11 protein-coding genes and 1 tRNA gene are annotated in these 13,299 nt (G+C 39.9%); 5 read left to right on the top strand and 7 right to left on the bottom strand.

The window, feature by feature from the left end; all coding sequences use genetic code 11:
- Positions 1 to 91 precede the first annotated feature (91 nt).
- The 3 genes from KDN43_RS09595 to KDN43_RS09585 form a co-directional block, all read right to left on the bottom strand.
- Positions 92 to 1,009 carry a FecR family protein gene (locus tag KDN43_RS09595; protein ID WP_238865680.1) on the bottom strand — a complete coding sequence of 306 codons (918 nt, stop codon included), beginning with the start codon at positions 1,007 to 1,009 and terminating at the stop codon, positions 92 to 94.
- Positions 1,010 to 1,122: 113 nt separating this feature from the next.
- A complete protein-coding gene (locus tag KDN43_RS09590; protein WP_238865678.1) occupies positions 1,123 to 1,692 on the bottom strand; it encodes an RNA polymerase sigma-70 factor in 570 nt (189 codons plus the stop codon).
- A 289-nt stretch (positions 1,693 to 1,981) separates the two neighbouring features.
- Positions 1,982 to 4,240 (bottom strand): hypothetical protein, encoded by a 2,259-nt coding sequence (locus KDN43_RS09585; RefSeq protein ID WP_238865676.1) that lies wholly within the window; start codon positions 4,238 to 4,240, stop codon positions 1,982 to 1,984.
- A 214-nt stretch (positions 4,241 to 4,454) separates the two neighbouring features.
- On the opposite strand from KDN43_RS09585, the gene KDN43_RS09580 reads away from it, so the two are divergent.
- Positions 4,455 to 4,700, top strand: a complete 246-nt coding sequence (locus KDN43_RS09580; RefSeq protein WP_238865675.1) for a helix-turn-helix domain-containing protein — start codon at positions 4,455 to 4,457, stop codon at positions 4,698 to 4,700.
- Between the two features lie 3 nt (positions 4,701 to 4,703).
- Here the strand turns inward: KDN43_RS09580 and KDN43_RS09575 are convergent, their stop codons facing one another.
- The 3 genes from KDN43_RS09575 to KDN43_RS09565 all read right to left on the bottom strand — a co-directional run bounded on the left by KDN43_RS09575 (position 4,704) and on the right by KDN43_RS09565 (position 8,369).
- A complete protein-coding gene (locus tag KDN43_RS09575) occupies positions 4,704 to 5,714 on the bottom strand; it encodes a S41 family peptidase (protein ID WP_238865674.1) in 1,011 nt (336 codons plus the stop codon).
- 116 nt (positions 5,715 to 5,830) lie between these two features.
- A complete protein-coding gene (gene rpiB / locus KDN43_RS09570; RefSeq protein WP_238865673.1) occupies positions 5,831 to 6,286 on the bottom strand; it encodes a ribose 5-phosphate isomerase B in 456 nt (151 codons plus the stop codon).
- Positions 6,287 to 6,341: 55 nt separating this feature from the next.
- Entirely contained in the window at positions 6,342 to 8,369 is a 2,028-nt protein-coding gene (locus KDN43_RS09565) for a transketolase family protein (RefSeq protein WP_238865672.1), read from the bottom strand.
- A 643-nt stretch (positions 8,370 to 9,012) separates the two neighbouring features.
- Between KDN43_RS09565 and KDN43_RS09560 the strand changes: the two genes are divergently transcribed.
- Positions 9,013 to 9,768 (top strand): RNA methyltransferase, encoded by a 756-nt coding sequence (locus tag KDN43_RS09560; protein ID WP_238865670.1) that lies wholly within the window; start codon positions 9,013 to 9,015, stop codon positions 9,766 to 9,768.
- 76 nt (positions 9,769 to 9,844) lie between these two features.
- Here KDN43_RS09560 and KDN43_RS09555 read toward each other — a convergent pair.
- A tRNA-His gene (locus tag KDN43_RS09555) sits at positions 9,845 to 9,920 on the bottom strand.
- Positions 9,921 to 10,065: 145 nt separating this feature from the next.
- Here KDN43_RS09555 and KDN43_RS09550 point away from each other — a divergent pair.
- From KDN43_RS09550 to KDN43_RS09540, 3 genes are read left to right on the top strand one after another with little or no spacing between them, the layout of a single operon-like run.
- A complete protein-coding gene (locus KDN43_RS09550) occupies positions 10,066 to 10,662 on the top strand; it encodes a bifunctional nuclease domain-containing protein (protein WP_238865668.1) in 597 nt (198 codons plus the stop codon).
- A gap of 13 nt (positions 10,663 to 10,675) precedes the next feature.
- Positions 10,676 to 11,386 (top strand): 16S rRNA (uracil(1498)-N(3))-methyltransferase, encoded by a 711-nt coding sequence (locus tag KDN43_RS09545; protein WP_238865666.1) that lies wholly within the window; start codon positions 10,676 to 10,678, stop codon positions 11,384 to 11,386.
- 8 nt (positions 11,387 to 11,394) lie between these two features.
- Positions 11,395 to 12,963 (top strand): M81 family metallopeptidase, encoded by a 1,569-nt coding sequence (locus KDN43_RS09540; RefSeq protein WP_238865664.1) that lies wholly within the window; start codon positions 11,395 to 11,397, stop codon positions 12,961 to 12,963.
- Positions 12,964 to 13,299: the final 336 nt, after the last annotated feature.

Raw genomic sequence — 13,299 nt, 5'->3', positions numbered from 1 at the left:
GAGAGTTAAAACCCTCTCCCGCCTTTTTTTATTTCAGTTTGTATTTATCTTATCATAGGCGTTCCTCCTCCTTTTATGAAAACTGTGTAAGTTATTGTGATTTTATGGTTACTTTCCTGCGTGTGAATGTTTCATTGTTTAACTGTTTTTGTTTGCATATGGAATAGGTAATGGGTGCTGACCTTTTCAGCAGGTCGAGGATATCTTCGAGTGTTTCGTCGGTAAACGTGGCCGTGTATTCATACTCTTTAAGTCTGTCTCCCTCAAGACATATATCTACTCCGAATTTTCTTGAAAGTTTTTCTGCAATTTTAACCAGTTTTTCTCGACGGAAAACCATTTTCCCGTCTTTCCAGGCCGTTTCCACATAGGTATCTGCCGTTACCACATGCATGTTGCCGGTTGAAATATGCAAGATTGCCTTTTCATCAACTACCAATGACTCTGTTGCTTTTGAACCGATTTCAGAAGAGACCTCTACCTGCCCGCTTTCCAAAGTAACTTCATAGTTTTCATCACTTTCATATGCATTCACGTTAAATTCCGTGCCATATGCACTCACGATCATTTTTTGAGGTGTTTCCACATTAAAACGGTGTTTTTTATCGGAAACTACTTTGAAATAAGCTTCTCCGGAGAGTTGCACTGTGCGATCTTTTTCTGAGAAACGTTGTGGATAGGTAAGTGAACTAAGCGCGTTTAGCCAGACTTCGCTTCCGTCCGGAAGTATGGTTTTTGTCACCATCCCGGGAGCAGAGGTGATTGTAATGGTTTCTATAGCGGACCCGCTTTTTTTGAGAATGGGGTAGAACGCGTACTGATATGCCAGAAACAGGGGAAGAAGGATGGCGGCCGTATTTCTCAGGTAGTTGAAGAACAGGCGCCTGTTCCGATCGGAAATGATGCGTTTATGCAATTGTTCCCAATCAACTGCAGCGTCTATCGTTTTTTGTTTCTCGTAGTTCTCCAGTAAATAATTCAAAGAATCGGGAGTCTCCTTTTCAATCATCTCGTTTTTGACATTTATATATACTTGACGAACAACTCTCGGTTTACCCTATAAAAAAAGTGAAGTTTTTAGGAAAAAGGAAAAATTTAACAATGTCGGTGGAAAAGGAACATCTATATAAACAGTAGTAAGAAGGGGAGGTAATCACGCAATTCAATGCGTAAAATTTTTAATGCCCTACTAATATACGATTCGACGGTTTTTGTAGAAACCTCCATTTTATCGGCTATGGCAATGTAGGTCATTCCCTTAAAGCGGCTCATCTCGAACGCTTCACGCACGTTGGGCGATAGTTTTGCCAATGCTTCGCCAATGGAGACTTCCAGTTCTTTTAAGGTATACACTTCTTCCGGTGAAATGTGACTGAAGGACAACATGCTTTTTTCCATATACCGGTTTTCGACTTCTTGCTTTCTATGATAATCCGTACAACTATTGCGAACTGAAGTAATTAAAAAATTTCTGAACGAAGTATTTATATCCATGCTTTTCCGGTTTTTCCAAATTCTGAAAAAAATATCCTGAACAATGTCCCTGGCTGTTTCTTCCTGTGTGATATACCGCATGGCAAACACACACAATGCCGGATAAAATTCGAGAAAAAGCTCTTTGAAGGCCTGCTCGTCGTCCTTAAAAGCAACTAGTCGAAATAAGTTTTCATATTTTATATCCTTTCCTTTCATTTCATTTTTTCATACTCCTCTTTTTTCTCTTCCAATCTTCCAGTCTAACACAGACTCATCACAAATCACCAATGTAAGGCCTCAATGTCTATTATGTTAATTAATAACTTCGGCCAGGTGAACCTGTAAAACATCAGTGTTGGTACCAAAATCTGCAATATTACGTGAAACTTTCAGTATCTTGTTTTATACAAGTGCCGCAAGACAAAGCCCCTTCCCTGTTGCTCTTAATAACATCTTCATAAGTTATAATACCAATTCTCATGTGAGGCATATTTTCAATACTTCGCTAATCAAGAATTTCAGCATTGACAAAAGCTTTAATTAATTGCTCTTTAGTCGCATTTGATACTTTTAGATATCTGCGATTACCTACAGGTATTACAATTTTTTTGTTTTGAACAGAAATATTATTTTCTGTCCGTCCAATATCACGATACAATGCCGCACCTCTATTATCTATTGACAATTTCAGTTTCTTATCTCCAGATATATGCCAGTAGAGTACATAATATTCGCCTTTCCTTTTAAAAATAAAAGCTCTTACCTCCTTACTACCACCTGCTACATCTGTAATTTGCTCATAAGGGTATAATTCAAATTGATTTTGCTCATTCAATAATAGATGATGTTCCTGATTTACATTCTGTAACTGTTTTTTCTGTTCTTCGGTAAGCCAATGCCCGGCTCTGACCTCTTCCCATCTCCGAATTACCTCCAGGTTGTCCTCTGTTCTTAGATGAGCGGCAAATGCCTCGAGGTTGGAATGAATAGAAATGGGGCAATCCCAGGCTGCCGCTATACTGGTTACATACTCCAGCATATCCGGTTGAGTTCCTATTGTTGCTTCACCTGGAGCCCAATAACCCAGCCAGCCAAAATTTATTCGCGTAAAATCATGTCTCATCCTTGAAGCTTCTTCAGCTGGCCACTTTCTTGTCTCTTCTTTCAAGACCTCAGGTCTGAAAATATCAAAAGCATTACCTCCACTTAACATATGCCAGCTAAAATGACTTTTGGCTGCACCTTCTGCAAACAATGGCTGAGGCTCTAAACGCTTGAAAACTCTATACTGTGCTAATCCTACATTTATACCAAAAGGGGGATTTACTCCCTCCGAACCATCGAAGTATATAAATTGAAATCCGGCATCGTAAATGTTTGCTATTTTTCCGGCGATCTCGTCTTGTAAACTTGTTCGCTGATCAATATAAACACTTGTGGCTCCAAATTCACTGACATCCAATATTCCGATTACTTCCCCCTTTGTAAGACTGTTAACTGTAGTTTTGTCTATTCCTCTTACACATCCGGTAAACTTATAAGGTGGTATAGTTGTAAAGCTCTTATAGGAAATAAGTTCTGTTCCCACTTTTAAAACACGGCATCCTTCTGCCATTACCGATCCCTCAGGATTCTGCTCGACATAGACGGTTGTATCATCAATCCCCAGATTTTTCGACAAATTAAATGTTTTAACAAGATTTAGCCGATAATCGGGAATAGGAGTCATATATTGGCTATTTCTCCCTATATGCGAATGCAGAAAATGAACTCCAGGAATTATTCCCTCAGCCTTAATTTTATCGAGCATTATCTTCAGATCATCTTTCCCTTTTGGATATAGCATTTTATCAATTTCATAATTTCCGATGATGCCATACCCTCCTGAGCCCTCAAAACTGGGATAATAGATGCTCATCGCTCTGAAACCGCCCATTCTGGCATATTTTATGTGTTGCTCTACGTTGGTTGGATTAACGTTTGCTGTCCAATAATAGGAAGCATTGATAAAATCACCTCTCCTGCTTTCTACTCCTTTTGGCAGATTAAAATCTTCTTCTAACTGAGCAATATTATCCAACAATTTGCTGCTTTCGGAAGCAATTAAGGCAGCACCGGTTCCTATAAACTTTATATCCTTAACTGCACTCGCTCTTAAAATGTTATATCCATTTCGTTTTTCAAAATCGACATATGCATATTCATCTGTACTCAAAACATTAACAGCAACATTATCATCCCATGAGACATTTAGCCATTCACCAAAATTTTCTCTATTACGAACAGGTAATTGTAAAAGGCACACTTCGGTTGCGGGTGGTGGAGTGATTTTAAGATATGCCGGATAAATACCGTCTGTAATAAAATCATTAAGATTGAAACTCACATAAGTGGGAGTTTCTTTTACCTGGATAATCACTTTATATGGAATTAACTCAAATCCAACAACCAGCTTATCACCTTCACGGTGGATTGAGTTTGCCTGAAATATTGTTTTCTTGTTGGGATGTGCCAGCTTTATTTCATTATGGTAGGGCCTTTCTTGAGTGACAGAGAATATAGCTATGTTCTCTCCCTGCATTAAACATTCCTCGTTAGTCGATTTAATAATCAAACTTTTTGCGATAGCGTCATGCCCGACAACCAGTTTAAATTGGTCGTTTTCAATAATCAGATCTTCTCTTTCATTGTCCTTTCCGCTTATTTGTGTGGCAGACATCAAAAAAATGCTTATTAGCAATAATAGGATAAAGTTTTTATTCATACGTTTATTTTAAATATATCGGTTTCACATGTATAAATTTATAAAGACTTGACAGTATTCCGTATTCGTAAATGTTTTCGGATAAAAAAATTAATCTGTGTTCTACTATACAAAAACCATTCAGCTCGCATCGTTCCAAATTGTTTATTACCAATATATTAACCAATATGCACATATGATTATATTTGCATCTGCTTAACTTTAAAAGTTATCTGTGATTGTTGATAATAACAAGATTCCAGAAGCAACAAGTAGTTCGGTGTATCAGTATATTTTAGATAAAAAAGTAGAAAGTATTTCTAATGAACTGTTGACGACAGATAAAAGTTTACTCGATATTGCAATTGAAACGGGCTTCAATGATGTTAGAAATGCTTATCGGATATTTAAAAACAAGACCGGTTATACACCTATGAATTTCAAAGAGAAATTTTCACAAAAAACAGATACCAAAAGGTGATTCCTACTGGGATTTTATCAATTCGCGGGCGGTTTCAATAATAGTATCTTTGTTTTTTTCCCTGTCGCTGTCCTTCATGTCTACATAGATATCGGGCTCCACGCCAAATTCGATATGTTCCTTTTCGGCATTGAACATTGGGGAAGCTGAAAATCGTACGGACCAGCCATTGGGAAGCTCAGAGGTGAACGGCAACCCACTGCCTCCTCCTGTTTTATCTCCTATAATGGTAACATTTGGTGCATACTTCATTATACTTACAAACTCGTTTGTCGCACTGTAACATCCTCTGTTGGTAAGAACAACCACCGGCTTTTGGTATCTCACCCCGTTGTAACTATCAACATATTTCGGATACAAAGCAGAAAAATCATTATGCCCAGGTCCTACTTTATGAGAGATGTAGCCAATAAGCTTGCGCTCGTTGAAAAAGCGGCTTGTTATCCGTTCTACATTGGTTAGGCTGCCGCCACCATTGTTTCTCACATCAATTATCAGCCCGTGACAGATTGCCATTCTGTTTAATATTTCACTTAGATTTCCCTGGCCAACATCATTTGAAAAACTTCCATAATAAAGATAACCGATATTATCTTCTAGAATCTTATACCTTACTCCAGACGAGATGCCATAATCGTTTCCGAAATAATATTTCTGAATTGATGGGTCGAAATTAGGAGGGTAGTTCTCCTGCCATTGCCAGTATCTGGTCATATCGTGTGACGCAACCAGGTTAACATGTCCGTCTTTCAGCTCAGCAAGCATCTCACCCATGAGTTTGAAAAGGGCATCGTTGTTCATCTCTGAAGTGATTCTGGGACTGAATTCCCTGTACACATCATTCCAATCGACTTCCTTATATTCGAAAAAGCAGTAGTTTCTATCCAATATAGTCCAGAGTGCATCGAAATTACCCCGGGGATGATTGTCAAACTGCATGCTCACTTCGCCACAGCCCTGCATAAGAACAAGCTGCAGGATCAGAAGTATGAAATATTTTTTCTTAATAAGCATATGCTCACACCTTTTTGATTATGCCATTAAACAGAGAGATTTCTCTGCTCTGCAAATAACGCTGCACTGCTGGAACAGGAGGAGTATCTTCGTCCTCAAAACTGAGGTTCAGCAATCTAAATGCAGGGAATCTTGTTGATTCTTCTTTCGTGACGGCCACCTTCAAATGGAGTTTTGAGAAAAGTATCTAGAATCTCTATAACTTCCTCATCACTAAGGAATCGGCCTGGAACTGTTAGAATGTTTGCATCGTTATGTGCCCTTGCATAATAAGCTATTTCACTATTCCAGCATAAAGCAGCACGAATTCCCTGATGTTTATTGACCGTCATATTAATTCCGTTTCCAGATCCGCAAACAGCTATCCCAGGATAGCACTCACCATTTTCAACTGCAATTGCTAATGGGTGTGCATAATCAGGATAATCACAGCTTTCCATTGAATATGTACCGAAATCCTTAAAATGGATACCTCTCTCTTTAAGAAGGTTCAAAATAAATTGCTTCCTCCTGAAACCTGCGTGGTCAGATCCAATCCCGATAGGTTTTTCCGGGTTGTTAAATAATGACATAATAATTTATTTTATCTTTACCTGAAATCTCAATTCCCAAGCAGAAACTGCTTTATTATTTAAGCAGTTTCTTTACCTGTAAATATACATTCTCTCCAGTGTACCCGAGTTTTTCGTCGAGTACCGTGTATGGAGCAGAGAAACCAAAAGATCTCATACCCCAGACTGAGCCATCAGAGCCAACCAGACCCTCAAGAGTTACTGGAAGCCCTGCCGTTAAACCGAATTTTTTCTTTCCTCTTGGCAATACCGACTCCTGATATTCGGGTGATTGAGACCTGAACAGCCCTTCTGAGGGAACAGAGACAATACGCACTTTCACTCCGTCGGCACGAAGCAGTTCAGCCCCTTCAACAAGTGTGGAAACTTCAGAGCCAGATGCTAGTAAAATCACATCATAGTCCGCTTCATCTTCCACAATATAGGCTCCTCTGTTCGCGTTCATCGCTTCGCTGAAACGCGATTCTTTTGCAGGAAGGTCCTTGATATTCTGACGTGAAAGGATAAGTCCGGTTGGTGATGCACTATTCTCAAGAGCCATTCTCCAGGCAACAGTGGTTTCGTTCGCATCAGCCGGCCTGAGGACAAGCATAGAGTTATGACCACTATGATTCTGCAACTTCTCCAGTAGACGAATCTGTGCTTCCTGCTCTACCGGTTGATGAGTGGGGCCATCTTCTCCGACACGAAAAGCATCGTGTGTCCAGATAAAAATTACAGGTGTTTGCATTAAAGCAGCAATCCGAATGGAGGGTTTCATATAGTCTGAGAACACAAAAAAAGTGCCGCATGCAGGAATTACTCCACCATGAAGGCTCATCCCGATGCAGAGACACGACATGGTAAACTCAGAGACCCCAGCCTGAAGGAAGGCTCCCGTAAAATCACCCTTGGCAAACACTTTTGTTTGTTTCAAGAAACCATCTGTTTTATCAGAATTAGAGAGATCGGCAGATGCTACAACCATATTGTCTACCTGGTTTGCCAACTCTCCCAAAACTGTGGCAGAAGCGGCGCGTGTTGCTACACCTGGTTTATGCTTAATAGCTGCCCAATCGATCTCAGGAAGTTCTCGGGTAAACCATTTGTGCACCTTTTCATCCATTTTGGGGTTGTTTTTTGCCCAGGCATCCATCCTAACATTTTTCTCAGCTACTATCTCTTTAAGTTCCTGTTTGCGTTTTTCATAAAGTTCTTTGGCTTCAGGTAAAATAAAGAACGGATTTTCCGGGTCACCACCCAGCTTTTTTATTGTCAACGCAACATCCCCACCAGCTGCACTCAAAGGTTGCCCGTGAGTGGATACCTGAGATTCAAATGAGCTGTTATCTGCTTTAACAGCTCCAAATCCCATAATAGTGTTACCAATAATAAGCGTTGGCCTCTCTTTTTCAGCCTTGGCTTCTTTAAGGGCACCACGAATTTCTTCAACATTGTTACCGTTAATAGAAATTACTTTCCATCCCCAGGCTTCATATTTTTTTGCCACATTCTCACTCGACACAGCATCGGTAGTTGTTGAAAGTTGAATGTTGTTAGAATCATAAAACATTATCAGGTTGCTCAAACCCAGGTGGCCTGCAATACGCCCTACTCCCTGAGAAATCTCTTCCTGAATGCCTCCATCGGAAATAAAACTGTATATGGTATGATCCATTATATCTCCCAGTCGTGCCTGAAGAAATTTTGCAGCTATTGCTGCTCCAGCTGCAAAAGCATGTCCTTGACCCAATGGGCCTGATGTATTTTCAATGCCGCGTGCAACGTCTATTTCAGGGTGCCCCGGAGTAGAGCTCCCCCATTGACGAAAATTCTTCAGCTCATCCAATGAAAATTTGCCACTCAAACAGAGCACTGAATATAGCATGGGCGACATATGGCCGGGATCGAGAAAAAATCTGTCTCTTAACTCCCAGTTGGGATTTTCGGGATCGTACTCTAAAAATTCCGAAAATAGGACATTGATAAAATCTGCTCCTCCCATAGCACCTCCGGGATGGCCTGATTTGGCTTTTTCGACCATTGATACCGACAGGATTCTTATATTATCAGCCACTTTAATCATTGTTGAGATATCATTCATACTAATATTTATTTTTGTGGTGTATTGAATAGGTAACGATCATGTTTTTAATCAATTGATCATAACCAATCAATCTTGTTTATATTTTTTTAGTTTCTTATCTGATTTTTCTACTACAAGTTGATGCCTTTATAAAAAAGAGGTTGCTACAACATCAATACTTCGGTAAATATTCACTTAACACTCATATAGTCACGAAATTAAAGCTATATATTTAAAAGTCATATTAATTATTAACAATCAGTAGTTATAAGTGTTCTTTTGAAAAAACACCAAACTATTGACAACGTAAGTCACAAAGATATATTTTTTATGGATAAGAAGATAGAAAAAATGACAACTTTTGAGTGATGATCTGATATTTGCTACTTTTCAGCGATAATAATTTAATTAACAAATAGACAATGTGAAAAAATGACAATGTTGAGTACAACTTTTGAGAATATGAGATATGCAGTTTATAAAAGATTATTCCAATAATGAGTCTCCTCCAATAAGTCTTTTTTCTTGAAAATTTCACAAGATAATCATTGATTTTCAATATGTTGCAAACCGATAAAATTGGGTTTTGAGGTTTTAGGAGGAGACTCAATAATTAATTCAGGTATAATGATTACATTTGCAATCAACAAAAAAATAAAAAATGTCGCTTAGCAAAAACAGAATAAAATATATCCGTTCGCTTAAAGAAAAAAAACATAGGATTGAGAATAACACGTTTGTAGCGGAAGGGACAAAACTGGTTTTAGATCTTCTTGCCACATGCCAATGTCAGCTCATAGCGGCATTACCCGAAGTTATATCAGCTCATCCTGAGCTAAAAGCCGGGGAGATAGTTGAAGCAGATGAAAGTGAATTGAAAAAGGCAACCTTCCTGAAAACGGCACCACAGATCATAGCTGTTTTTTATCAGCCTGAATCGAACATTGATAATATTAATTTTGATGAAGGTCTGACTCTTGTGCTCGATGGTATTCAAGATCCTGGAAATGTAGGCTCAATAGTGCGAATTGCAGATTGGTTTGGAATTGAACATGTTGTCTGCTCGTATGATACCGCAGACATATACAACCCAAAAACAGTCCAGGCAACCATGGGTGCAATTGCCAGAGTGAGAGTGCATTATACTGATATTCCTGAATTTCTGCAGAAACAGATAAATCTACCTGTTTACGGAACATTTCTCGATGGGGAAAACATCTACAATAAAACTCTCTCCAACAGAGGTTTCATTGTAATGGGGAGCGAGGGAAAAGGAATAGGTGCGGAAACTGAAAAGAGAATCACACGGAGACTTTTCATTCCAAACTTCCCTTCAGGAAGGGACACCTCTGAATCTCTGAATGTGGCTGCTGCCACAGCTGTAATATGTGCTGAATTCCGCCGGAGGGTAAAATAAAAAATCACGTATGTAAAATACGTGATTACCTAAAACAAATCTAAAGAGAATAAAAACCTCATTTATCATGAGATATGGGTGGAAAACGGGGCTCGAACCCGCGACCTTCGGAACCACAATCCGACGCTCTAACCAACTGAGCTACAACCACCATGTTTTAACGTGGCTGCAAAGATACAATTTTTTTCTTCATTTCACATCTAAATTGTCTAAATTTTCAAAAAAACAGCGATAAATATCAATTCCGGATAAATAAATTGTATATTTGATGTTGCTATTGAACAAAAAAACCAAATCATGGGGACTAAAAGAATCAAACTATCCATATTAGGTATATCATTCAGTCAGGTTCAGGCCGGCGCTTATGCTCTTATTTTTGCAGAAGAAAATGGAATTCGCCGTCTTCCAATTGTAATAGGGACACCTGAAGCTCAATCAATTGCAATTGTAATGGAAGGTATTACCCCTCCCAGGCCCTTATCGCACGACCTGATGGTATCGGTATGGAAGGCACTTGATGTGAAGTTGATTGAAGTTTTGATACATAAGTTTGAAGACGGTGCGTTCTTCTCGGAACTGCTGCTGGAGCAATACGGAAAAAAATATCGTATCGACTCCCGTACATCTGACGCTGTGGCATTGGCTATTCGTACAAATTCGCCTATATATACCACAGAAGATATCATGCAAAATATGGCTATAGTTTTCGATGAACAATCCGCTTCCACTTCCCCCGAAAAGCCGAAAGAAGAAAAAGGAAGCATTGAGGAGGAATTGTCGGATCTGCGCCTCGATGCACTCAAGCACAGGCTTAAGGAAGCCGTGGATGAAGAGAATTATGAACTGGCTACACGTCTGCGTGATGAGATCAACCGAAGAGAGAATAAATCATGAGTTTTAGCAAAATATGGCAGATACTCTTTTCTATTGCCCTGATATCAGGATTAATCCCCGACTTCCCGAAAAGGAATCGATGCATTGCGTAAAAGTCCTGAGAATGCGTGTTGGTAGCACGCTGTCGGTTACCGATGGTTTTGGTTTTATATATGAATGCGTGTTGATAGAGGCACATCACAAAAATTGTGTGGTTGTAATTAAACATCAATTTGAAAAACCTAAGAACCGCATCTACAGGCTCCATCTTGCCTTCGCTCCAACAAAACAGACTGAAAGGAACGAATGGCTCGTGGAAAAAGCTACTGAAATTGGTATTGACCGCATTACGCCAATCATCAGCCATTATTCAGAAAGAAAAGATATAAAGATTGAACGCCTGCAGAAGACAGTTATCTCTGCAATGAAACAATCGCGACAGGCTCTCTTGCCGGAGACAGAGTGGATGGTAAAGTTTGATGACTTGATCGTGAGACCTTTCGATGGGAGAAAATTTATTGCCCACTGTTATAATTTTCCCAAGAACCCGCTCGCACAACTCTATAATAAAGGAGAGAATGCTCTTATTCTAATCGGGCCTGAGGGAGATTTTAGTGAAAGCGAGGTAAATAAAGCTATTTCAAACGGTTTCGAACCTATTAGCCTGGGAGAAACAAGGCTTCGGACTGAAACGGCTGCAATCACGGCCATACATACTATTCACGTCATCAATAATTTAAAATAATATACATTATGGGGAAAAATATTTTAACCATTTCTTTAATGCTGCTACTACTTTCCTACGGCTGTAACAGCGGAGACGGTAAAAAAGAGTTACCAAGAATAGCTATTGCCGGAATTGCAATTGAGTCAAGTACCTTTTCTCCGGCAGTAACCAACGAAGAGGCATTTAATGCACGTGAAGGAGAAAAGGTCTTAACCTATTACCCTTTTATGGCAGTTGATTCGGGTATTATTGACCGCGCCGTATGGATTCCTACGCTTCGTGGCCACGCCATGCCAGGTGGAATCGTCACCCGAGAGGCCTACGAATCGCTGGTAACCAAAACATTAGATATGTTAAAAGAGTCCCTACCGCTTGATGGGCTCTTCTTCGATATCCACGGTGCAATGAGCGTTCAGGGACTTGACGATCCGGAAGGAGATCTTCTTCTTCGTATAAGGGAGTTGATAGGCACTGATGTACTAGTCTCAACATCGATGGATCTGCACGGCAATGTTTCTCGACGACTGGCACAGAACAGCGATCTGATTACATGCTACCGCTTGGCTCCACATGAAGATGCTATTGAATCGAAAAAGAGGGCGGTCACCAACCTTCTCAGCAGGCTCGAAAACGGAAAAGGCAAACCTGCATACAAAGCCTGGATTCCTGTGCCTATTTTACTGCCAGGAGAAAAAACGAGTACTCGTATTGAACCCGGCAAAAGCCTTTACGCCCAGATTCCCGGGGTATTGGATAATGACAAAGTTATTGACGCTGCCATCTGGATGTCCTATCCCTGGGCTGATGAACCTCGTAACCACGGTGTGATCATGGCATATGGCGACGATAAAGAGGCTGTTGCCAAAGCAGCTGAAACATTGGCAAAACATTTTTGGGAGGTTAGAGATAAGTTTGAGTTTGTAGCACCCACGACTTATCTGGATGATGCTTTAGACAAAGCCTTTAAGAGTGACAAAAAACCATTTATTATCAGCGACATGGGGGATAACCCCACTGCAGGAGGCGCCGGAGATGTGACATGGACCCTGCACGAAATATTCAAGCGCCCTGAACTGAAGCTTTCAGGAAGCAAAACCCTTATCTATGCATCAATCCCCGGTCCCGAACTGGTAAAGAAGGCCAGAGAGATTGGTGTTGGTGCCCAAATAGATGCCATGGCCGGTGCTATGGTGGATAATCGTTTTGCTCCTCCTGTCAGGATAAAGGGAGAGATTGCGGCCATTAAAGAGAGCGATGTGGATGCAGGCACTGAAGTAGTTGTTAAAAGTGGCAATGTCTACACCATTGTAACGGAAAAGAGAAACGCCTATCACTACGAGAAAAACTTCACCGATTTGGGGCTGAAACCCAGAGAAACGGATATTCTTGTAGTAAAAATCGGATATCTTGTGCCAGAACTTTACAATATGCGTGGCGACTGGATAATGGCGCTTACTCCCGGAGGTGTGGATCAGGATCTGCTCCGTTTACCCTATAAACGAATCCAACGCCCTATGTATCCACTTGATCCGGATATGGAAGATCCCGATCTGGGTGCCCGGTTCATTCCCTTATCAGATGAAATAAAACAATAAAGCCACGCAATTATTATATATTGTTGAGTCTGCTTGAAAAAGTCTCAAATTAGAATATTTGACATCATAATCACTTGAGAATCAAATATCATTTTTCCACTAAACGACTTATTAAAGTGGACTCATATTACGTTTTTTGAAGGATGCAAATATAATCGCCTGATTGTAAACATTTAATGCACCTTTCAAAAAGGCCACATAGTTATTTGGTTATAAGTGCAACAAATGATATTTTATCAAACTATTAATATCATTTGAGAAGTAATAAGAGAAATTTTAAAACTGACGTGATAGCTATTACAGTACAACATCCTGATCAATAAGCTAATATACTGA

This window comes from Proteiniphilum propionicum (genome assembly GCF_022267555.1).
GTDB classification, from domain to species: Bacteria; Bacteroidota; Bacteroidia; order Bacteroidales; family Dysgonomonadaceae; genus Proteiniphilum; species Proteiniphilum propionicum.
The sequence above is the reverse complement of the archived record's forward strand: the minus strand, read 5'-3'. Positions and strand labels throughout refer to the sequence as shown.